The following is a 22,580-nucleotide window of genomic DNA, read 5'->3' on the forward strand; positions in this document are numbered from 1 at the left end:
GGGTATGCCGCAGCGGAGCCTTTGTGTACCCGTCGGTAACGCGGATTCACGGCATGCTCACACGCTGCCAGTGATCACTGGCAGCAAATGTGCTGATCAGGGCGTTGACGGGGTGACGATCAGTCGGTCCCGGGTTTTCTCGCGAGAAGCAGGCCCAAGGCTGCCAGGGGCGTGCGACGGGGCGTGGGCGCCGGGTCCGGGGCGGGTCCGGCGGCCCCGGAGGGCTGGGGGCGGGGTTCCGGTACGGGGGTGAGGCCCAGGTAGTCGCGGAGTGCGGCGGAGACCTCCTCCGCGTGCGGCCGTGCCGCCGGCTCGTCGGCCTGCAGCCGGTCCAGCAGCGCGCCCAGGGGGTCCGGCGGGGCGATGGGCTCCAGGGGGTCCGGTACGCCGGGTGCCGGTGCCGCCGGTACGCCGGGTGCCGCCGGTACACCCGGAGCCGCTGGTACGCCCGGTGCGGCTGGTACCTCCGGTACCCCCGGAGTCGCTGGTACTCCCGGAGCTGCTGGTACGCCCGGTGCGGCCGGCGAGGCGGCGTCCGGGCCCCCGACGGCGGCGCGGAGCAGCGCGCCCAGGGACCACAGGTCGGAGGCCGGGCCCGCGCCGGGCCCCGCCGCACGCTCGGGGGCGACGAACCCCGGGGGCGACTCCTCCGCGTGCCCGGCGCCGATGCCGAAGTCGGTCAGGACGACCCGCCCGGTACCGGATTCCAGCAGCACATTGGCCGGTTTGACGTCCCGGTGCACGATGCCGACGGCGTGGGCGGCGCGCAGCGCCCCGAGCACCGCGAGCCCGATGCGGGCGGCCTCGGCGGGCGGCAGCGGTCCGCGCCGCAGGACCTCGCGCAGGGACTCGCCCTCCACCAGCTCCATGACGATCCAGGGGATTCCGTCCTCGGTGACGACGTCGTGGACCGTCACGGCGGAAGGATGCCGGACCCGCATGGCGGCCCGGGCCTCGTGGTGCAGCCGGTGGGCCATGCGCCGGCTCTCCTCGTCGGCGACAGGATCGCCGGGCAGCAGAGGCTCCTTGACGGCGACCAGGCGCTCCGCGTACTCGGGGCGCTCCGCGTACTCCGGGGGCTCTGCGCGCTCCACGTACTCCGGGCGCTCCACGTACTCCGGGCGCTCCGGGCGCTCCGCGTGGCGTCCGTGGTGTCCGTGGCCCCCGTCGTCCCGGCGGCCTCCGTGATCGCCGCCGTGTCGCGGACGCTCCCGCTCCCCGTGTTCCAGGCCCTCTCGCCGTTCCTCCCGGGCGCGCCACACGGTTCCGCTCGGTCCGGAACCGATGCGTCCGGTCAGCCGGTAGCGGCCGCCGATCAGACGTGCGTCGGGCGGGAGTTCGCCGTCTTCGGTCATGTCCCATGAGTACCGTGCGCACCACACGGTTGTCGAAGCGGGCAGCCGGTATCAGGGCTTGGTGATGTCCAGATTGGCGATCGCCGCCTTGGCCACCTCCCGGCCCCGGGCCGTGAAGTCGCCCTTGGCGGGGTAGGAGACCGCGAGTTCGTACATGTCACCGGACTTGGTGCGGTAGTAGAAGATCCGGAGTTCGCGGGGGCGGACCTCCGAACCGTCGGACGGGTAGGTGACGGTGTTGCCGGCGGCCTGCCGGCCACGGAAGGTGGCGTCGGTGTCCGGGACCGTCCTGGTGGCCTTGCCCATGTGGAGGTCGTAGTCGCCGTCGCTCTTGAACTTCTCGTTGTCGTCGTACATCTGGGCCCGCGCGCTGGACTTGATCCGGTCCGGGGAGTCCTCCGACCTGCGCACCAGTTGCAGCCGGATCCACAGGCTGCCGCTCCAGTCCCCGTACGTCACCCAGTCCCTGTCGCTGTCGTCCTTCTCCGGACGGACGGCCTGGTAGCCGGCGGGGACGGCGAGGGTGACGCCGAGCCTGGTCTCCGGTCGCTTCACCCAGCCGTCGGGCAGCGGGCCCGCGAAGGGATCGGCGAGCACGAAGTACGCCGTGACGGCCGCCGCGACCGCCGCCGCACCGGCACCGAGCCAGGCGATGCGGCGCCGGCGGCGGGAGCGGGCGACGGGCGGGGTGGGGTGCGGCACCGGGGGCGCGGGGAGCGGGGGCGTGGGAGCCGGGGGCGCCGGGGGGTTCGCCGCCTCTTGGAGCAGGGCGCGGACCCGGTCCGCCGTGGGCCGGTGCGCGGGGTCCTTGTGAAGGAGGCCGTTGATCACCTCGGCCAGCGGGCCCGTGGCCGCCGCGGGCGGGGCGGGCGTCGCGTTGAGGACGGACTGGAGGGTGGCCGGCGTGTTGCTGCGGCGGAACGGTGACACGCCCTCGGTGGCCGTGTAGAGCACGACGCCGAGGGACCACAGGTCGCTCGCCGGGCCGGGCCGCTGCCCGAGCACACGCTCCGGCGCGATGTACTCGGGCGAGCCGACGAAGCCGCCGGTGTCGGTCAGCCGAGTGTCGCCCTCGATCCAGGCGATCCCGAAGTCCGTGAGCACCACCCGGTCGTGCCGGCCCAGCAGGATGTTGTCCGGCTTGACGTCCCGGTGCAGGACGCCCGCCGCGTGCGCCGCCTCCAGCGCGCCGAGCACCCGCAGGCCGATCCGGGCCGCCTCGCGCGCGTCCAGCGTGCCGTCGCGCAGCACGCTGCCGAGGGTGGGACCGTGCACCAGCTCCATGACGATCCACGGCCGGTCGTCGACGACCGCGACGTCATGGACGTTCACCACCGCGGGGTGGTCCAGCCGGGCCGCCGCGCGGGCCTCGCGGCGCATCCGCTCGAAGGCGTTGGCCCGTTCACGCTCGGGAAGGTGGTCCGGTATGCGGGGTTCCTTGACGGCGACCTCGCGGTCCACCGCCTCGTCCTTGGCCCGCCATACGGTGCCCATGCCACCGTGCCCCAGCTTGCCGAGCAGCCGGTACCGTCCGGCGACGAGCCGGCCCGCCTCCGGGCCCGGCGTGGTGGAGCCGGGCGGCACCTGATCGCCCACACCGGCCCGCACCGGACCCGTCGCACCGTCCGACACCGGACCCGTCACACCGGCCGGCAGCGGACCTGCCGCACCGTCCGGCGCGGGTCGCGGTCTCGGCGGTTGCAGCACAAAACTCGTCGTGTCGTCGGCCCGGTGGCCGGCTCCCCCGTCACTGCTCATGCGTCATCTCTACCGCGCCCCCGGCGCCCGCAGCCACAGGGACGGCGAACCGGTCACACACCCGTGACGGAGACCGGTCACACACCCGTGACGGAGAACGTGTCCACCGCGACGTCGAAGTACTCCCGGGCCTCCCGCACCTTCCCCACCGGCGCCGACACCCACACGTCGTAGAGCAGGCCGCCCTCCTCCCAGCACAGGTCGAAGGTGTGGCGGGGGCCCTCCGGCGTGCTGAAGCCGTCCCAGGTGAACTCCCAGAGCGCGGCCGGGTGTCCCGCGTGCGTGGTCCGGACGACCCGGCCGTCGCGGTAACCCGGGTTCGTCGTGGCTCCGCCCGCCGCCGACCGGTTCATCACCCCCTCCGGGCCGCCCGGTTGGGGCACGCCGACCTTGATGCCGAGGCGGAAGGTCTCCCCCGGCGAGAGGTAGAAGACCCGCTCGCCCTGCGGACTCCGGGTGAAGTCCTCGGGTACGGCGAGGGAGAAGCCGGCGGGCTCCCGGGCCGTCCGGTAGCCGGAGGGCGCGGTGTGCGATCCGGTGCCGGTGGGGCGCGGTGTGCCGGACGTGGACGTCGGCGCCGGCCGCGTCCCGGTCTTCGCCGGGCCCGGACTCGTACCCTCCGTGCCGCCCTTGCCGCCGGTACCCGTGCGGGTCGCCGGGCTCGTCGCCGTACCGCCGGGGGCGCCGCCCCCGCCGCCGTCCCGGTGCGCCAGCAGGGCCGCGGCCGACACGCCCGCGCCGGCCAGCGCGGCGACGAGCAGCGCCGCGATCAGCACTCCGCGCGGGGACGATCGCACGGGGGAGGACTCCGCCGGACCGGCCGGCAGCAGTCCGCCGCGCGGGATGTCCCGCTGGGTCGGCGTGTAGGGCGCCGGGTTCCTCGGCGCCGGTGCCTTCGGCGCCCGGTTGCCGCCGATCCGGTGGATGCGTCCGCTGCCGTGCCCGCCCGCCGCCGCACCCGGGGCGCCCGGCGCGACCGGTGTCCGGCCGGTCTCGAGGTACGTGCGCAGCATCTGCTCGGCGTCGGCCGCGCCCAGCCGCCGGTCCGGATCGCGCTCCAGCAGCCCGCGGACGACGGGCAGCAGCGGTTCGGCCTCGGCCGGCGGACGGATCTCGTCGGCGACGACCGCGTGCAGGATGCCGCCGAGCGAGTCGCGCCGGAACGGCGACTCACCGCTGAGCGCCGTGCACAACAGCGCGCCCAGCGACCACAGGTCGGACTCCGGCCCGGTGCGCAGCCCGGACATCCGCTCCGGCGCGGTGTACTCGGGCGAGCCGACGAAGGAGCCGGTCTCGGTGAGCGTGGTGGCGCCCGCGACCTGCGCGATGCCGAAGTCGGTGAGCACGACGCGGTCGGTGCCGGACTCGATCAGGACGTTGGCGGGCTTGATGTCCCGGTGCAGCACCCCCGCCTCGTGCGCGGTGTGCAGCGCGCTCAGCAGGGCGATGCCGACCCGTGCGGCCTCGGCGGCGTCGACCGGGCCCTGCCGGGCGATCCGGTCGGCCAGCGAACCGCCGTCGATCAACTCCATGACCAGGTAGGGCCGTTCGTCCTGCTCCACCACGTCGTGCACGACGATGATGTGCGGGTGCCGCAACTGGCACACCGCACGGGCCTCACGGAAGCTGCGGTCACGGCGACGACGCGCGTCCTCGTCCGGGAGCGAATCGTCCGAAAGGAGTTCCTTGACCGCCACCTGACGGCCCAACAGCTGGTCGCTCGCCCGCCACACGACGCCCATGCCGCCGCGCCCGATGCGTTCCTCCAGGCGATAACGGCCCGCGATCAGCCGAATACCGGCTCCCTCGGTCCCCATGCGCCCCATCATGCCCCAGCGGGCGTCCGCGTCCTCGAAATCCGGTCGTCACCCGGCTACTGCGGCTGCCGCCAGCCCCGCAGGACCGAGGCGAACTGCCGGCTGGTCTGCGCCCAGTCCGCCGCGGGCGACGAGATGTAGATCGCGTACTCGATGCCGTCCCGGGAGACGTACGTCTCCTCCATGGCGCGCCGCGGGCCCGGGAACGGCGTGTCCTTCGCCTGCGCGGTCCAGGTGTACTCCCAGACGGAGCCGTCGAGGTCGCGGTAGAGGTTCTTTTCCAGCCGGACCCGGTGGTAGTCGACCAGCCGCCGGCTGAGCTGGTCGTCCAGGTCGAGTTGGTGCTCGTTCGCGTCCGGGAAGTCCGGTGAGCTGTCGAGGGCGATACGGACGAAGTGCTTGCCGCCGTCGGGCGTGTAGTCGACCTGCTTGATCTCGCCGGGCACACCGACGACCTTCCGCGACCAGCCCTCGGGGAGGTAGATGCTGAAGCCCCACTCGTCGTCGTACCGCTTCCACGAAGCGGGCACCATGCCCCCGGAGTTCGGCGAGGCGGTGTCGTCCCCGGCGGGTGACGTCCTGGACGGGTTCGTGTCCCCGCCCGACCCGGTGCTGTGCTCCAGGCCGCCCCACTTCTGGACGGCCACCGCCCCGCCACCGCCGAGCACCGCCGCCGCGGCGACGACGACGGCGAGGGTGCGCAGCCGGCGCCGGGGCCGTGCCCCGGCGCTGCCGCCCGCCGGCCCCGGGGGGACGGGCGTGGGCGCGACGGCCGTCGGCCCGGTCCCGGAACGGCCCGGGCCCGCCGGCGTTCCGTGGGCGGCGTCCCCGGCCGGGTGACCGTGGCGGCCGTAACCGGGGTTGTCCGCCCCGGAGGTGCGCAGGCCCGAACTCTGGGTCGGTACGAAGGCCTGGGCCATGCTCGGCCGACGGCCCTCCGCCGCCTCGGCGAGCATCTGCTCCGCCTCCTCCGCGCCCGGCCGCTGAGCGGGGTCCTTGCGCAGCAACGCGGCGATGACCGGCCCGAGGGGGCCGGCGTGGCGGGGCTCGTCGGCGTCCTCCTCGACGACCGCCTGCATGGTGCTCAGCGGTGAGGTGCGCCGGAAGGGCGAGCGTCCCTCGACGGCCGTGTACAGCGTGGCGCCCAGCGCCCACAGGTCGGACGACGGGCCGGGGTCGTGACCGCGGACCCGCTCGGGGGCGAGGTAGTCGACCGAGCCGACGACCTCTCCGGTGCGGGTGATGGTGGTGTCGCCCTCGATCTGGGCGATGCCGAAGTCGGTGAGGAGCACCCGTCCGTCGGAGCCGAGGAGGACGTTGCCGGGCTTGACGTCCCGGTGCAGCACGCCGGCGGAGTGCGCGGCGCGCAGCGCCCGCAGCACCCACAGCCCGATCCGGGCGGCCTCGGCCGGTTCGACGCGGCCCCGCTCCTTGACCGCGTCGGCGAGCGAACTGCCCTCGACCAGCTCCATCACGATCCACGGACGTCCGTCGTGTTCGAGCACGTCGTGCACGGTGACGACGGCGGAGTGGTTGATGCGGGCGGCGGCCCGCGCCTCGGCCCGGGTACGGGCGAGGAGGACGGCCTGGTCGCTGTCGGAGACGTAGAGCGCTGCGGTCAACTCCTTGATCGCGACCGTCCGGTGCAGCACCTCGTCGTGGGCGCGCCACACCCGGCCCATGCCGCCGCTGCCGATGGAATCGGCGAGTCGGTAGCGGCCCGCTATCAGCAGGCCCTGCATCTGATTCACGTTGCCCCGCAATGCTCTTGACAGGGTCAGCGTAAGGACCGGCCCCGCAACTGGGAACAAGCGGGGTGCCAAGGAAACCGCACTGTGACGATGGTCATTTCCGCGCGAGAACGGGAACCGGGCCGGCCCGGCCCGCCGTGGTGCACACGCTGCTCAACCCGTGTAGCGGTACGTCGCAGTAGCCTGCTCGTACAGCCGGGTGACCTCGTCCCGCTCGGCCTCCGGGCCGCGCACCTGGATGACGTGGTAGCGGCCGTTCAGCAGCAGCGCCATGTTCCGCACGTACAGGTCCCGCCCCTGCCCGTCGGTCCAGGTGAACTGCCCCTCGGCCATGGTGCGTCCACCCACCTCGATGGTCCGCAGGCCGGTGGCCGTGGCCCAGCTGGAGTCACGGTACGGCTGGAGTTCGCGTTCCTTGTCCCGCTGGTAGGCCATCGGGTCGCTGCCGTACCCGGACGCGCCGTCCCGGCCCGGTACGACGATCAGCTCGAACCTGCCGTGCCCGTAGACCACCTGACCTCGGCCGTTCTTCGGGGTGCGGTCCCAGCCCTCGGCGACGGCGACCCGGAAGCCGTCCGGGTCCTTGCGGAGGGTGAACCCGTCGGCGACGGAGGGGTCCCCGCCGGTCTGCGTCTCGGTCGCGGGCGCGGTGGCGGACGGACCGCCGTCCGGTGCGCTCTGCCCGGCGGAAGGCTGCCGGGTGTGCGAGGGCGCGGGGCTCGCCTGCCCGGCGGTGCCGGTACGGCCACTGCCCGCGGCTCCGCTCTCGCCCTGTTTCGGCATGAACAGCATCGCGTACGCGATCGCGCCGGCCAGCAGGAGCAGGATCAGCAGGAGCAGGGTCCGGCCCAGACCGCGCGGGGAGCCGGTGCCCTCCGGGGCCCGCTTGTGCCGGCCGTGCGGATGGGCCGCGGACAGCCCGGCACGCCGTCTGCGCACCAGCTCGCCGCGTCGCCGGACGATGGGCAGCCGGCGCGGGTCGGCGGGCGGCACGGGGATGACATGGGTACCGGCGTCCGGCTCGGGCGCGGAGCGCACCAACGAGCGCAGCCAGCCGCCCAGTTCCTCGAAGTCCAGCCGGTCGGTGGGGTCCTGTCGCAGCAGCGACTCGACGACCGGGCGCAGGGGGCCGCACTCCTCGGCGAAGGCGGGCGGCTCGGCACACACCAGCTGCACCAGCTCGGCCGTGGTCTCCTCCGGGTACGGCGCATGGCCCTGCACCGCCCGGAAGAGCAGCGCACCGAGTGCCCACAGGTCGGTGGCCGGACCGATCGGCGCCGCCAGCTGCCAGTTCTCGTGCACGGGCCCGGCCTGCTCCGGTGCCCATCGCTCGGTCACCGGTCCCACGACGGTCATCCGTACCTGCCGCGCCCGCTCGGCCGCCAGCGCGGTACCGGGCTCCCGCCGTCCGCCTCCCTGCTCGTCCCAACGGGCCGGCACCGGCTCGGGGCCGCCCAGTGCCGGGGTTGTGGCTCCGGGTCCGGTGCGGGGTGCGGCGCCGTGCCACGGGGTGCCGCGCACGCCGTAGGGGTCGGCGATCCGCCCGGGCGGCTGCGCGGCGCCCGCATCGGCGGAGGGGTACTCGGCGGGGAACGGCGCTGCCGTGCCGTGGGCGAGGCCGGTGCCGGTGTCGGTGCCGATTTCGGCCTCCGCGGGCCGGCGGGCTCCGGGGAGGGCGGCCCGGCCGTTCTGCTGGGCCTCGTGCACCCGGGCGGCGGCTCGGGCGCCCGCGCGGTACGCGGCGATGGCCCCGGCCCGCGCGGCCCGGATGTCCGCCCCGCTCTCCAGGGCGCGGGGGCCCGTCTGACCGGACGCCGCGGACCTTCCGTTCGCCGGCGGCGCCGGCAGGCCGCCGGCGGTCCGTGCCTGGATCGCCGCCCGGCGCGCCGCCTCGGGATCGACGTCGTCCGCTGCCGGCCCGCCGGCCCCACCGCCCGGCCGGGTACCGGGACCGGCAGCCCCACCCGAACCCACCGGCCCGCCGGGGACACCTGGGATGCCGGGGTCGGCGCCCGGTGCGCCGCCCTCCGGGGCCGGCACCGGGTCGTACCCGCACAGCGCCTCCTCCGCCGCGCCGACCGCGAGTCCGGTCAGCATCACCCGGCCGTCGTCACAGACGAGAACGGTGCGGGCGGTGATGTTGCGGTGCACCCAGCCGTGGGCGTGCAGCACCCGGAGCGCCATGAGCACATCGGAGGCGACCTCGGCCGCCCGGTACGGCGTCAGCGGCTGCTCGGCGAGCAGCGCGGCCAAGGGACGGGCGGCCACCAGCTCGCTGACGATCCACAGCGACCCGCCCTCGGCGAACACGTCGAAGACCTGGTCCAGGCGCGGGTGGTCGGGGATCCGGGCCGCCGCCTGCGCGGCCTCGACGGCGCGCCGCACCGCCGGATCGGCTGGGTTCCGGGTGGCCGTCCTGGCCTCCGGTGCCCGGCGGGACCCGCGCTCCCGCGCGGTGAACCCCTCGGGCAGCCCCTCCGCGTCGAGCACCTCGGCCTCGACCACCTCCGGCAACGGCACCTGACGGACCAGGACTTCCTGACCGCTGTAGGTGTCGAAGGCGCGGGACTCGGTGAGTTCGTACTCGTCGGACGGCGGCAGTGGCAGGCGGTAGCGGTCGGCGAGCACCCGACCCGCGTAGTCGTCCACTTTGCCTCCCCCGGCCGCCCGGTCGGTCACATCCGTTCGCCTCACGGCCCGTTTCGCACACGCATGCGGCTGCGTACGGTCCGCAACCATTCACGATACGTGCCGCAGGCAACCCGCAATGAGAGGATGACGGATTCTCACGCACCAAACCGGCGTGTGCGGCCTATGACTTGGGTTCGAACGCCTTCGTCAACGTCTTCCAGGTGTCCTTGCGCAGCTCGCTGGTCCAGTCGGCGTCCTTCGCGGTGTACATCAGCGCGTACCCCTGGTGGGCGTTCACCACGAAGCCCCGGTCGATCGTGCGGTACCTGGTGCCGCCGTCGGTATAGGTGAACTCCCAGTCGGCGGTGTTCCAGCCGCGGTAGTCCACCTTCTCGATGTGTATCTTCCGGTACTCGGAGCGGATCATGTAGCGCTCCTGGTTCTTCCAGTCCGCCACCGGGTCGCCCTTGGGCGTGCTGGTCCAGGCGACGAGCAGCTTCTGCCCGCGGGGGCCGGTGTAACGGTCACCGGTCGCCCCGCTCTTCTGGAACTTCCACCCCTCCGGCAGCCCGACCGAGTACCCCTGGCCGCCCTTGCGGGTCGAGACCACGGGCGCGCTCCCGCCGTCCTTGGCGCCCGACGAGCCGGACGAGCCGGACGAGCCGGACGCTTCGGAGTCGTCGGCGGACTCGCTGCCGCCGGCGTCGGCCGCGGAGTCCGAGCCCGGACCGGAGCCGGTGGTCGCCGAACTCTTGCCGTCCGTCCGCTTCCCGGTCTCCTTGCCGCCGTCGGCCGGCTTGTCCCGCTTGGTCGTCGCCCGGGCACTGGCCGCGGACTTGGCCCCGCTGCTCTTGCCGCCCTTATCGTCGTCGCCGCTAAAGGCGAAGGCCAGCACGGTCCCGAGCACCGCGAGCACCACCAGCACGGCGATGATCACCAAGGTGCGCCTGGGCACCACGTCGGTCAGCGGCGCCCTCGGCACCGGCCGCGGCGGCAGGTCCAGGTCCGGCGGCGGCACCACGGGCCACCCGGAACTCGGCTTGGCCGCTGCGGTGTTCGCCGCGCCCGCCGCATCCGTGGCCGGCGCCCCGGACCGCGGAGCCGATCCGGCGCCCGGCCCACTGGAAGAACCGGACCGCGCCGTCTCGGAGGCCGCGCCGCCGGCCCCCAGGGCACCGCCCGCACCCGGCTCCGCCGTCCCACCGCTCTTCGTGCGGACCGCCGCGGCCGTGGCGGCCCCCGCCGCCTTGCGGACCGAACGCAGCGCCCCGCGCAGCTTCTCGCCGGCCTCCTCGCCCCGCTTGCCGCCGGACTCACCCGGCTGCGCCGGCAGCGGCACCACCCGCGTGGCATCCATCGGCTCCGGCTCGGGCGCGCGGAGCACCGCGGCGAGCATCGCCCGGGCCCCGGCGTCGTCGAGCCGCTTGGCCGGATCCTTGGTCAGCAGACCGTAGATGACGTCCCGCAGCGGTCCGGCGTTCTTCGGCTCCTCCAGCGGCTCGGTCATCACCGCGGTGAGCGTGGCGATGGCCGAACCCTTGTCGTAGGGCGGCGCTCCCTCGACTGCCGCGTACAGCAGGCCGCCGAGGGACCACAGGTCGGCCGCCGGCCCCGGCTTGTGCCCACGGGCCCGCTCCGGGGAGATGTACGAGGGGGCGCCGACGAGCATGCCGGTGGAGGTGATGGACGGGTCGCCCTCGACCTGCGCGATACCGAAGTCGGTGAGCACCACCCGGCCGTCCTCGGCGATGAGCACGTTGGACGGCTTCACGTCCCGGTGCAGGATGCCCTCCCGGTGCGCGGAGCGCAGCACGTCGAGGATGGCGAGCCCCACCTCGGCGGCGCGCCTCGGCTCCAGCAGGCCGTCCTCCCGGATGGCCTCGGCCAGGGACTTGCCCTCGACCAACTCCATGACGATCCAGGGCCGGTCGTCCTCGTCGACCACGTCGAAGACCGTCACCGCGCTGTTGTTGCGGATCCGGGCGATCGCCTTGGCCTCACGCAGGGTGCGTGTGATCAGACGCCGCTTCTCCTCCTCGTCGATGTTCGACGGGAACCGCAGCTCCTTGACGGCGACCGTCCGGCCCAGGGTCTCGTCCTCGGCGCGCCAGACCGTGCCCATCCCGCCGCGGCCCAGCACGTCTCCCAGCCGGTACCGCCCGGCGAGGAGACGCCGCTCGTTCTTGTCCCGACGAGTCTCCTGACGGGGTGTGCCCGCCCGCTCCGCCTCCGACATGCGTCCCCTCATACAACCCGCCCTGACAGAGCCTCCATTGTCTCTCACCCGACAAGTGGCCGACGCCCAGGGTGCCCCTGCCCCCCGCCTGCCCTCCGCGGTCCGGACGCCCCCCTGAAGCACATGTTCCGCTTAACGGGATGATGGGTCGCAAGAAGGGAGGGACACAATGCCGACGCTTCGGTCAGTCCTGTCCATACCGGTGTCCCTGGCGCTGCTGCTCGCCCCGGCCGCATCCCAGGACGCCTCACCGGCCGCATCCCGGGCCGCCTCACCGGCCGCATCGGGGGACGCCTCGCGGGCCACGGCCACGGACGCCGTCCTGCCGCGGTTCGTCACCGACGGCAAGGCCCCTGCCGCGGCCCTGCTCGCCCGGGGCGACGCCGGGGACCGCATGCGCTTCTCGGTCGCCGGCCGGGGCATCTCCCGCGCCGACCACTTCCGCGTCGGCAGCATCACCAAGACCTTCGTCGCCACGGTCGTGCTCCAGCTGGCCGCGGAGCACCGGCTCTCCCTGTCCGACACCGTCGAGCAGCACCTGCCAGGGCTGCTCCGCGGGCGCGGCGCAGACGGCCGGCGCATCACCCTGCGGGCCCTGCTCACCCACACCAGCGGACTGGCCGACTTCACCGAAGCCACCCGGGGTGCCGTTCCCTTGACACCGCTTCAGGCCGTACGCATCGCTCTCACCCTCCCTTCGGCCCGTCCGGGCCGCTACTCCTACTCCAGCACCAACTACGTCCTGCTCGGCCTGGTCATCCGTCAGGTCACCGGTCACTCCTACGCGACGGAGGCCGAGCGCCGCATCGTCACTCCGCTGGGCCTGACAGGCACCTCCTTTCCCGGGTCCCGCACGTCACTTCCCTCGCCGCACGGCCGGGCCTACGCCGCCGACGGCTCCGACGTCACCCTGCTCGACCCGCGCGTGGCCGGCGCGGCGGGTGAGCTGGTGAGCACACTGGCCGATCTCGACCGCTTCTACGCGGCCCTGCTCGGCGGCCGGCTGCTGCCCCCGCGCCGGCTGCGCGAGATGCTCGACACCCGTGCCGCACACGGCTCGTACGGCATGGGCCTGTTTCCGGTGAAGCTGGCGTGCGGCACCACGGTGTGGGGGCACAACGGCCGGATCTCCGGGAGCTACGTGCGCAGCGCAGCCACCGCCGACGGCCGCCGTGTCCTCACATTCCGGGTGAACACGGACGCGATCACAGACTCCCGCGCCGAACCGGCCCTGCTCGCCGCCGAGTTCTGCCCTCGCACCCGGTAGAACGGCTGGGCCTCGGACGGAGATCCCGACTGGGGTCACTCCTTCGGGTGAACTCAGGCGAGACACCGCAAAGGAGAAACGGACACCACTCGCGACCGGTGCTACAGCGGCACGATGTCCGGGGCCCCGAGGCGTGCCGCGTCCGCGGTCTGGTCGTCCGGCTGGAGCTGGGACTCGCGTTCGGCCTCCACCCGCTTCTCGTAGTGCTCGACCTCGCGTTCGATCTGGTCCTTGTCCCAGCCGAGCACCGGGGCCATCAGTTCGGCCGCCTCCCGGGCGCTGCGGGTGCCCCGGTCGAAGGTCTCGATGGAGATGCGGGTACGCCGGGTCAGGACGTCGTCGAGGTGCCGGGCGCCCTCGTGCGAGGCGGCGTACACCACCTCGGCGCGCAGATAGTCGTCGGCGGCGTGCAGCGGCTCGCCGAGCGCGGGGTCGGCCGCGATGAGGTCCAGGACCTCCTCGGCCATCGAGCCGTACCGGTTCAGCAGGTGTTCCACCCGGGCCGTGTGGATCCCGGTGCGGGCGGCGATCCGGGCTCGCGCGTTCCACATCGCCCGGTACCCCTCCGCGCCCAGCAGCGGGGTCTCCTCCGTGACGCAGTCGGCGACGCGCGTGTCGAGACCGTGCACGGCCTCGTCGACGGCGTCCTTGGCCATCACGCGGTAGGTGGTGTACTTGCCGCCCGCCACGACCACCAGCCCGGGCGCCGGGTGGGCGACCGTGTGCTCGCGGGACAGCTTGCTGGTGGCGTCGGACTCGCCGGCCAGCAGCGGGCGCAGCCCGGCGTACACCCCCTGGACGTCGTCGCGGCCGAGCGGCACGGCCAGCACCGAGTTGACGTGTTCCAGCAGGTAGTCGATGTCGGCGCTGGAGGCCGCCGGGTGGGCCTTGTCGAGGTCCCAGTCGGTGTCGGTGGTACCGACGATCCAGTGCCGGCCCCAGGGGATGACGAACAGGACGGACTTCTCGGTGCGCAGGATCAGGCCGGTGGTGGAGTGGATGCGGTCCTTGGGCACGACCAGGTGGATGCCCTTGGACGCACGGACGTGGAACTGGCCGCGCTCGCCCACCATGGCCTGCGTGTCGTCGGTCCACACGCCGGTGGCGTTGACGATCTGCTTGGCCCGGATCTCGTACTCGCCGCCGGCCTCGACGTCCTGCACGCGCGCCCCGACGACCCGCTCGCCCTCGCGCAGGAACCCGGTCACGCGCGCGCGGTTGGCGGCCTTCGCGCCGTAGGACGCCGCCGTGCGCACCAGGGTGGCCACGAAGCGGGCGTCGTCCATCTGGGCGTCGTAGTACTGCAGGGCTCCGACGAGGGCGTCCTTGCGCAGGCAGGGGGCCACGCGCAGGGCGTGGCCACGGGACAGGTGACGGTGCAGGGGCAGACCCCGGCCGTGGCCGCGGGCCATCGACATCGCGTCGTACAGCGCGACACCCGAGCCCGCGTACAGCCGCTCCCAGCCCTTGTGCTGCAGCGGGTACAGGAACGGCACCGGTTTGACCAGGTGCGGGGCGAGGCGCTCCAGCAGCAGGCCGCGCTCCTTGAGTGCTTCGCGGACCAGGGCGAAGTCGAGCATCTCCAGATAGCGCAGGCCACCGTGGACCAGCTTGCTGGACCGGCTGGAGGTGCCGGACGCCCAGTCCCGGGCCTCGACCAGACCGGTGGACAGCCCGCGGGTGACCGCGTCCAGTGCGGTGCCCGCACCGACCACTCCGCCACCGACCACCAGCACGTCCAGCTCGCGCTCCGCCATCGCCGCCAGTGCCTCGGCGCGCTGCGCCGGCCCCAGAGTCGCTGTCCTCACCGCTGCCTCCCGCTGTCGCTGTCCGGCTCGCGTCGGCCGCACCCGGTGGGCGAAGCCCGGTTCATCCCCTCCTCATGCCCAAATTCTGACCGGCCTGCCCGACTCCAGCCACTACGGGCCACGAAGCTGTGGGCAACTTGCGCACAACCGCTGGAAGACACACGAACACAATCACACATAACGGTCATATAGGTACCTAGTCTGACAGTGCCCTCGCTCGCCCTGTTCACAGCGGTTGCACACCTGTGCCGCTCCGGCTATTGGGAAGGACGGCCCACGCCATGCCCGCAGACCTCGCCGTCATCGGACTCGGTCCCTACGGCTTGCCGCTCGCCCAGGCCGCCGTCTCCGCCGGCATCCCGACCATCGGTTACGCCACCGGCCCGGAGGCGGGCTCGCTCAGCCCCGCCGAGCTGCGCCGGATGCACGCGGCCGGGTTCCGGCCCGGCACCGACCCGGTCCAGCTCGGCCGCGTCCGTACGGCGGTGATCTGCGCGCCCACCCCGCGCGGTGCCGACGGCGGACTCGACCTCGGCCAGGTGGAGGCCGCCGCCCGGACCCTCGCCGGGCGCCTCCGGCCGCACACCACGGTCATCCTGGAGTCACCGGTGCTGCCCGGGACGACGGAGGAGTTCCTGCGCCCCCTGCTGGAGAAGGGCTCGGGTCTGCGGGCCGGCCGCGACTTCCACCTCGCCTACTCCCCCAGCCGGGTCGACCCCGGCAATCGCGACCACACGCCCGCCGGCACCCCGAAGGTCATCGGCGGCCTCACCTCGGCCTGCACCGAGTCGGCGGCCGCGTTCTACGGCCGGCTCACCGACAAGGTGGTACGCGCGCGTGGCCTGCGCGAGGCGGAGGCCGTGCACCTGCTGGAGACCAACTACCGGCACGTCAACATCGCGCTCGTCAACGAGATGGCCGTCCTCTGCCACGAGTTGGGCGTGGACCTGTGGGACGTCATCCGCTGCGCGGAGACCAAGCCCTTCGGCTTCCAGGCGTTCCGGCCGGGGCCGGGCGTCGGCGGGCACGGGGTGCCGCAGGACCTGACCGGACACGCGACCCGCACCCTGCGCATGGTCGAGCTGGCCCAGCAGGTCAACAGCCGGATGCCCCGGTACGTCGTCCAGCGCGCCGCGACGCTCCTCAACGAACACGGCAAGTCCGCGCGCGGGGCCCGCGTACTGCTCCTCGGCGTCACCTACAAACCCGACCTCGCCGACCAGCAGGCCACCCCGGCCCAGGAGATCGCCGTACGGCTGATGGAGCTGGGCGCGGCCGTGAGCTACCACGACCCGTACGTGCCCGCCTGGAACGTCCTGGACCGCCCGGTCCCCCGCGCGGACTCCCTGTACGAGGCGGCAGCCGAGGCCGACCTCACGATCCTGCTCCAGCAGCACCGGACGTACGACCTGCAAGGCCTGTCGGTGAAGGCCCAGCTGCTGCTGGACACGCGGGGGGCCACACCGACGGGGGCGGCACACCGGCTCTGAGGCGTCACGGGCGGGAGACGGCTTCCGGGGCGCCACGGGCAGGAGACGGCCTCCGGGGCGTCACGGCAGGAGACGACTCCGGGGCGCCACGGGCAGGGAACGGTCACGAACGGGAAACGGTCGCGCGGGAAAAGCGGTCACGGGCGGAAAACAGCCGGGGCGTTGTCGTTCCCGGCTGCTACTGTCCCCCGGACTCACCGCACACACGTGCGGTCGGGTCACCCGTTCCTGTCATCAGCCGTGCTCCACATTCGGGGGATTTCTGTCATGAGCCAGTCAACGCCGCCGCCTCAGCCGCCGCAGTCCGGTCCGTCGGTCGGCAACCCGTACGCCCAGCAGGCCCCGGCCCCCGCCCCCGGTGCGCCGTACCCGCCGCAGCAGGGCGCCTTCGCCGCGCCGGCGGCACCGGCCGGTCCGGTCCGGAACAACCTGGTGCTCGGCCTGGTGGCCGCGCTCGCCGCCGCCGTGGTCGTCGGTTCCCTCTACGGCGTCATCATCGGCGCCACCAAGCACGAGATCGGCTGGGCGGCCGTCGGCGTCGGCTTCGTCGTCGGTCTCGCGGCCGGCAAGGCCGGCGGCCGCAACCCCGCCCTCCCGGTCGTCGGCGCCGTCCTGGCGCTCGGCTCGGTCTACCTCGGTCAGCTGGTCGGCGAGGCGATGCTCATCGCCGATCACTTCCACGTGGGCTTCAACGAGGTCTTCTTCGAGCACCTCGACTCGGTCCAGAAGATCTGGAAGGAAGACGCCGACCCGCTCACCTTCGTCTTCTTCGGCATCGCCGCGTTCGCCGCGTTCTCCGGCGCCAAGAAGGCAGCCGCGTAAGGCTCGCCCACACGCGCAGGGGCCCGGTCACCGTGCGGTGACCGGGCACCTGCGCTTCGTACGGGGTCAGCGGCGGTGCTGGCTGTCCGCCACCGTCACCTCGACCCGCTGGAACTCCTTCAGCTCGCTGTAGCCGGTGGTGGCCATGGCGCGGCGCAGGGCGCCGAAGAAGTTCATCGAACCGTCCGGGGTGTGGGACGGGCCGGTGAGGACCTCCTCGATGGTGCCGACCGTGCCGAGGTCGACCTTCTGGCCGCGGGGCAGCTCCTCGTTGACCGCCTCCATGCCCCAGTGGTGGCCCTTGCCGGGCACGTCCGTGGCGCGGGCGAGCGGGGAGCCCATCATCACCGCGTCGGCGCCGCAGGCGATCGCCTTGGGCAGGTCGCCGGACCAGCCGACACCGCCGTCCGCGATCACGTGCACGTACCGGCCGCCGGACTCGTCCATGTAGTCACGGCGGGCCGCGGCCACGTCGGCGACGGCGGTGGCCATCGGGACCTGGATGCCGAGGACGTTGCGCGTGGTGTGCGCGGCGCCGCCGCCGAAGCCGACCAGGACACCGGCCGCGCCGGTGCGCATCAGGTGCAGGGCGGCGGTGTACGTGGCGCAGCCGCCGACGATCACCGGGACGTCCAGCTCGTAGATGAACTGCTTCAGGTTCAGCGGCTCGTGCGAGGACGACACGTGCTCCGCCGAGACCGTCGTACCGCGGATGACGAAGATGTCCACGCCCGCGTCCACGACCGCCTTGGAGAACTGGGCGGTGCGCTGCGGGGAGAGCGCGGCGGCGGTGACCACGCCCGAGTCGCGCACCTCCTTGATGCGCGCGCCGATCAGCTCCTCCTTGATGGGTGCCGCGTAGATCTCCTGGAGGCGGCGGGTCGCCTGCTCGGCCGGCAGCCCGGCGATCTCGTCCAGTAGCGGCTGCGGGTCCTCGTACCGCGTCCACAGGCCCTCGAGGTTGAGCACGCCGAGGCCGCCCAGCTCACCGATGCGGATCGCGGTGGCCGGGGAGACCACGGAGTCCATCGGGGCGGCCAGGAACGGCAGCTCGAAGCGGTAGGCGTCGATCTGCCAGGCGATCGAGACCTCCTTCGGGTCCCGCGTACGGCGGCTGGGGACGACGGCGATGTCGTCGAAGGCGTACGCCCGGCGGCCGCGCTTGCCGCGCCCGATCTCGATCTCAGTCACGTTGGTGGCCTTTCCCTATGCGTTGCAGCGCCTTCCAGTATCGCCGACGGGTACGACAAGGGCGGCCCCGGATGCTCCGGGGCCGCCCTTGCACCGCCGTCACGCGTGCGCGTGCGTCACTTCCTGCTGTAGTTCGGCGCCTCGACCGTCATCTGGATGTCGTGCGGGTGGCTCTCCTTGAGGCCCGCCGAGGTGATCCGCACGAAGCGGCCCTTGGACTCCATCTCGTCGATGGTGGCGGCTCCCACGTAGCCCATGGTCTGGCGCAGGCCGCCGACGAGTTGGTGCAGCACGTTGGAGAGCGGGCCGCGGTAGGGCACCTGGCCCTCGACGCCCTCGGGCACGAGCTTGTCGTCGGACGCCACCTCGGCCTGGAAGTAGCGGTCCTTCGAGTACGACCTGCCCTGGCCGCGGGACTGCATGGCACCCAGCGAGCCCATGCCGCGGTACGACTTGAACTGCTTGCCGTTGATGAACAGCAGCTCGCCCGGGGACTCCTCACAGCCGGCGAGGAGGCTGCCCAGCATCACCGTGTCGGCGCCGGCGGCCAGCGCCTTGCCGATGTCGCCGGAGTACTGGAGGCCGCCGTCACCGATCAGCGGGATGCCGGCGGGGCGGGCCGCGAGGGAGGCCTCGTAGATGGCGGTGACCTGGGGGACACCGATGCCGGCGACGACGCGGGTGGTGCAGATGGAACCCGGGCCGACACCAACCTTGATGCCGTCCACACCGGCGTCGATCAGCGCCTGGGCGCCGTCGCGCGTGGCGACGTTGCCGCCGATGACGTCGACGTCCACGCTGGACTTGATCTTCGACATCCAGCTGAGCGCGTTGCTGTTGTGGCCGTGCGAGGTGTCCACGACCAGGAAGTCCACACCGGCCTCGGCGAGCGCCTGGGCGCGCTCCAGCGCCTCGGGGCTGGCGCCGACGGCGGCACCGACGAGCAGGCGGCCCTCGGCGTCCTTGGCGGCGTTCGGGTACTTCTCGGCCTTGACGAAGTCCTTGACCGTGATCAGGCCCTTGAGGACGCCCTCGTCGTCGACCAGCGGAAGCTTCTCGATCTTGTGCTTGCGCAGCAGCTCCATGGCCTCGGGCCCGGAGATGCCGACCTTGCCGGTGACCAGCGGCATCGGGGTCATGACCTCGCGCACCTGACGCGTGCGGTCGCTCTCGAAGGCCATGTCGCGGTTGGTCACGATGCCCAGGAGCTTGCCGGCCGGGTCGGTGACCGGGACACCACTGATGCGGAACTTGGCGCACAGGGCGTCCGCCTCGGCGAGCGTGGCCTCCGGGTGCACCGTGATCGGGTCGGTGACCATGCCGGACTCGGACCGCTTCACCAGGTCGACCTGGTTGACCTGGTCCTCGACGGACAGGTTGCGGTGCAGCACGCCGACGCCGCCCAGGCGGGCCATCGCGATCGCCATGCGCGACTCGGTCACCTTGTCCATCGCCGCCGACAGCAGCGGGATGTTGACCCGGACATTGCGGGAGATGCGGGACGAGGTGTCGACCGCGTTGGGGAGCACCTCGGATGCACCCGGCAGCAGCAGCACGTCGTCGTAGGTCAGCCCGAGTGTCGCGAATTTACCGGGCACTCCGTCGACGTTTGCAGTCATGACACCTTCCCCAAATGGCCTTGATCGGTGCGGATGTCCATGCTAACGGGAAGCGTCGCTAGCAAATTCCACGGTACGGGGTCGCTTCAGGCTTCGTATGTTCGTACGGAATCGACGCCGGACCTGTTCAGCGAAGGAGCTACGGCGGCTCCCCGCAGGGCGGTTACTGTTCGGCGAGCGCGCGCAGGCGGCTCAGAGCCCGGTGCTGGGCCACGCGGACCGCCCCGGGTGACATTCCCAACATCTGCCCCGTCTCCTCCGCGGTCAAGCCCACGGCGATCCGCAGCAGGAGCAGCTCGCGCTGGTTCTCGGGGAGGTTGGCCAGCAGTTTCTTGGCCCACTCGGCGTCGCTGCTGAGCAGGGCGCGCTCCTCGGGGCCGAGGGAGTCGTCGGGCCGCTCGGGCATCTCGTCGGACGGCACCGCGGTCGAGCCCGGGTGCCGCATCGCGGCGCGCTGCAGGTCGGCGACCTTGTGGGAAGCGATGGCGAAGACGAAGGCCTCGAAGGGGCGGCCGGTGTCGCGGTAGCGGGGCAGGGCGAGCAGGACCGCCACGCAGACCTCCTGGGCGAGGTCCTCCACGAAGTGGCGCGCGTCGCCGGGGAGCCGGGACAGCCGGGTACGGCAGTAGCGCAGCGCCAGCGGGTGCACGTGCGCGAGCAGATCGTGCGTGGCCTGCTCGTCCCCGTCGACGGCACGGTGCACGAGGGCACCGATCGCCCCCTGGGCCGTGCCCGCCTCGTCGTCGCGCATCGGTCCATGGTGCCCTGCGGCCGTCCGGTCCGTCGCATCGTGTTCGTGGTTGTGCACCGAAGCGTTATGAGCAGGTGCGCCGGCACTCATCCCCTGCGCCCTCCCCTTCCGCTCGACCGACTCGTCCCCGAGAGACTCCACATCTCAAGGATGCGGCATCCGCGCCGAAACGAGCAGCGCACGTCCGGCGGGCCGCCTTGTGCATGTCCCTCCGGGGGCCGGCGGGGTGGTACACACGGGCAGCGCTCGCCGCCCGTGCGGCGCGGCGAGGAGGCCCGCCGGGGCAGCCACTCGCCGGCCCGCTCGGCCGGGACGCGGGCTGGTCCGCCGATGTGTCCGCCGCCGCGTCCGCCCAGGTGACACGTGCGGAACGGTCGCCTTGCGGTATGCCCGGCAGGGCCCCGCGCTCGGGACGCGGTCGCCTGCCGATGGGTACGGCACGGGGGTACGGGTCGGCCGTTCGTCGCGCACACGTGTACGACTTGGACACGGGTCCCGGGACGGTCGCCTACCGCTGGGTGCAGCACGGGCGCACGCCTGGAACGGTCACCCGTCGGCGGGTACGGGCACGGCCCGGCCGAGCCGTGGTCGCACGCCGAGCGGCCGACGGCACGGCGCCCGCGCGCCGCGAGCGACCGAGGCGGCCGGGACGCCGGGGTGCGCAAGCCCACCGCAGGCATCCCCACCGCGGGCATCCCCACCGCAGGCATCCCGACCGTGCCCCGTACGTGCGGCCCCGCGGGGCCGCACGGCCGTCAGCGGACCAGGCCCCAGCGAAAGCCGAGGGCCACCGCGTGGGCCCGGTCCGAGGCGCCCAGCTTCTTGAACAGGCGTCGGGCGTGGGTCTTCACGGTGTCCTCGGAGAGGAACAGCTCGCGGCCGATCTCGGCGTTGGAGCGGCCGTGGCTCATGCCCTCCAGCACCTGGATCTCGCGTGCCGTGAGGGTCGGCGCGGCACCCATCTCGGCCGAGCGCAGACGGCGCGGGGCCAGGCGCCAGGTCGGGTCGGCGAGGGCCTGCGTGACGGTGGCCCGCAGTTCCGCGCGGGACGCGTCCTTGTGCAGGTATCCCCGCGCGCCCGCGGCCACCGCCAGGGCCACGCCGTCGAGGTCCTCGGCGACCGTGAGCATGATGATGCGCGCGCCCGGGTCGGCGGACAGCAGCCGGCGCACGGTCTCGACGCCGCCCAAGCCGGGCATGCGCACGTCCATCAGGATGAGATCGGAGCGGTCGGCGCCCCAGCGGCGGAGGACTTCCTCGCCGTTGGCCGCCGTCGTCACACGCTCGACACCGGGCACGGTCGCGACCGCGCGGCGGAGCGCCTCTCGGGCAAGCGGGGAGTCGTCGCAGACGAGGACGGATGTCATGACCGCCCTCCGCAGCTGATGCGCGTCACCTTGAGCCTCCAGGCTGGTACGGAATCGTCACCTGTGCGGTCGACCGTCTCGGACGCCTGCCCGAGCGCTTGTGTTTTCAACCGCCTCCGCACTCTCAACGACGGTCACTCGAAAGAGTTACGGGGCTGCGTGCCGTCTTCGGCACTCTACGTGAGGGGGTCGACACGGTGCAGACATGCCCGACGGACCCTCAACTTTTCATCACAACCTATGCCCCATTCAGCCCATTTTCTTCCCGTTTTGCAGTGTCCGGGGCTAGATTCGCAATGAGTCATATTTTCATCTCCTTAGACCGGAGATGTACGGTCGTTGGCACCGTATCCGCCCAGAACGGCTACAAGGGGTCACGTAATGGCAGATTTCTCCCGCCTTCCCGGACCGAACGCGGACCTGTGGGACTGGCAGCTGCTGGCTGCCTGCCGCGGGGTGGACAGCTCGCTCTTCTTTCACCCGGAGGGCGAGCGCGGGGCGGCTCGGAGCGCTCGCGAGAACTCGGCCAAGGAGGTCTGCATGAGGTGCCCGGTCCGTGCGGAGTGCGCGGCGCACGCGCTGGCGGTACGCGAGCCGTACGGCGTCTGGGGCGGCCTGACCGAGGACGAGCGTGAGGAGTTGATGGGGCGGGCGCGCAACCGCCTGGTGGCCACCTCCACCACCAGCGGGGACACCGCCTCGAACCACTGAAGGAAC

At 73.0% G+C, this 22,580-nt stretch carries 15 protein-coding genes; 4 read left to right on the forward strand and 11 right to left on the reverse strand.

Annotated features, from left to right (window positions below):
• Nucleotides 1-119 precede the first annotated feature (119 nt).
• The 6 genes from JK359_RS05495 to JK359_RS05520 all read right to left on the reverse strand — a co-directional run bounded on the left by JK359_RS05495 (nucleotide 120) and on the right by JK359_RS05520 (nucleotide 11,548).
• Nucleotides 120-1,355 carry a serine/threonine-protein kinase gene (locus JK359_RS05495; protein WP_236677318.1) on the reverse strand — a complete coding sequence of 412 codons (1,236 nt, stop codon included), beginning with the start codon at nucleotides 1,353-1,355 and terminating at the stop codon, nucleotides 120-122.
• A 51-nt stretch (nucleotides 1,356-1,406) separates the two neighbouring features.
• Nucleotides 1,407-3,113, reverse strand: coding sequence for a serine/threonine-protein kinase (locus tag JK359_RS05500; RefSeq protein WP_201832192.1), 1,707 nt, complete (start codon nucleotides 3,111-3,113; stop codon nucleotides 1,407-1,409).
• A 77-nt stretch (nucleotides 3,114-3,190) separates the two neighbouring features.
• Nucleotides 3,191-4,930 (reverse strand): serine/threonine-protein kinase, encoded by a 1,740-nt coding sequence (locus JK359_RS05505; RefSeq protein WP_201832193.1) that lies wholly within the window; start codon nucleotides 4,928-4,930, stop codon nucleotides 3,191-3,193.
• A gap of 56 nt (nucleotides 4,931-4,986) precedes the next feature.
• A complete protein-coding gene (locus tag JK359_RS05510; protein ID WP_201832194.1) occupies nucleotides 4,987-6,672 on the reverse strand; it encodes a serine/threonine-protein kinase in 1,686 nt (561 codons plus the stop codon).
• 162 nt (nucleotides 6,673-6,834) lie between these two features.
• Nucleotides 6,835-9,330 (reverse strand): serine/threonine kinase C-terminal domain-containing protein, encoded by a 2,496-nt coding sequence (locus tag JK359_RS05515; protein ID WP_201832196.1) that lies wholly within the window; start codon nucleotides 9,328-9,330, stop codon nucleotides 6,835-6,837.
• A 163-nt stretch (nucleotides 9,331-9,493) separates the two neighbouring features.
• The gene (locus JK359_RS05520) at nucleotides 9,494-11,548 is read right to left on the reverse strand and encodes a serine/threonine-protein kinase (RefSeq protein ID WP_201832198.1); all 2,055 of its coding nucleotides are present in this window, start codon (nucleotides 11,546-11,548) and stop codon (nucleotides 9,494-9,496) included.
• Nucleotides 11,549-11,717: 169 nt separating this feature from the next.
• On the opposite strand from JK359_RS05520, the gene JK359_RS05525 reads away from it, so the two are divergent.
• Nucleotides 11,718-12,815 carry a serine hydrolase domain-containing protein gene (locus JK359_RS05525; protein ID WP_201832199.1) on the forward strand — a complete coding sequence of 366 codons (1,098 nt, stop codon included), beginning with the start codon at nucleotides 11,718-11,720 and terminating at the stop codon, nucleotides 12,813-12,815.
• A 101-nt stretch (nucleotides 12,816-12,916) separates the two neighbouring features.
• Here JK359_RS05525 and JK359_RS05530 read toward each other — a convergent pair whose 3' ends face one another.
• Entirely contained in the window at nucleotides 12,917-14,623 is a 1,707-nt protein-coding gene (locus JK359_RS05530; RefSeq protein ID WP_201832200.1) for a glycerol-3-phosphate dehydrogenase/oxidase, read from the reverse strand.
• 281 nt (nucleotides 14,624-14,904) lie between these two features.
• Between JK359_RS05530 and JK359_RS05535 the strand changes: the two genes are divergently transcribed.
• Both JK359_RS05535 and JK359_RS05540 read left to right on the forward strand, forming a co-directional pair.
• A complete protein-coding gene (locus tag JK359_RS05535) occupies nucleotides 14,905-16,113 on the forward strand; it encodes a nucleotide sugar dehydrogenase (protein WP_201832202.1) in 1,209 nt (402 codons plus the stop codon).
• A 267-nt stretch (nucleotides 16,114-16,380) separates the two neighbouring features.
• Entirely contained in the window at nucleotides 16,381-16,935 is a 555-nt protein-coding gene (locus JK359_RS05540; RefSeq protein ID WP_201832204.1) for a hypothetical protein, read from the forward strand.
• A gap of 66 nt (nucleotides 16,936-17,001) precedes the next feature.
• Here JK359_RS05540 and JK359_RS05545 read toward each other — a convergent pair whose 3' ends face one another.
• The 4 genes from JK359_RS05545 to JK359_RS05560 all read right to left on the reverse strand — a co-directional run bounded on the left by JK359_RS05545 (nucleotide 17,002) and on the right by JK359_RS05560 (nucleotide 21,863).
• Nucleotides 17,002-18,126, reverse strand: a complete 1,125-nt coding sequence (locus JK359_RS05545; protein WP_201832207.1) for a GuaB3 family IMP dehydrogenase-related protein — start codon at nucleotides 18,124-18,126, stop codon at nucleotides 17,002-17,004.
• A gap of 116 nt (nucleotides 18,127-18,242) precedes the next feature.
• Entirely contained in the window at nucleotides 18,243-19,745 is a 1,503-nt protein-coding gene (gene guaB, locus JK359_RS05550; RefSeq protein WP_201832212.1) for an IMP dehydrogenase, read from the reverse strand.
• A 163-nt stretch (nucleotides 19,746-19,908) separates the two neighbouring features.
• Nucleotides 19,909-20,496 (reverse strand): sigma-70 family RNA polymerase sigma factor, encoded by a 588-nt coding sequence (locus JK359_RS05555; protein ID WP_067119558.1) that lies wholly within the window; start codon nucleotides 20,494-20,496, stop codon nucleotides 19,909-19,911.
• A 755-nt stretch (nucleotides 20,497-21,251) separates the two neighbouring features.
• The gene (locus JK359_RS05560) at nucleotides 21,252-21,863 is read right to left on the reverse strand and encodes a response regulator transcription factor (protein ID WP_003948568.1); all 612 of its coding nucleotides are present in this window, start codon (nucleotides 21,861-21,863) and stop codon (nucleotides 21,252-21,254) included.
• A 381-nt stretch (nucleotides 21,864-22,244) separates the two neighbouring features.
• Here JK359_RS05560 and JK359_RS05565 point away from each other — a divergent pair, with 381 nt between their 5' ends.
• On the forward strand, nucleotides 22,245-22,574 hold the full coding sequence (locus JK359_RS05565; protein ID WP_201832214.1) for a WhiB family transcriptional regulator: 330 nt from the start codon (nucleotides 22,245-22,247) through the stop codon (nucleotides 22,572-22,574).
• The last annotated feature ends 6 nt before the right edge of the window (nucleotides 22,575-22,580 follow it).

Source organism: Streptomyces actinomycinicus, assembly GCF_016741775.1.
In the GTDB taxonomy this organism is placed as follows: domain Bacteria; phylum Actinomycetota; class Actinomycetes; order Streptomycetales; family Streptomycetaceae; genus Streptomyces; species Streptomyces actinomycinicus.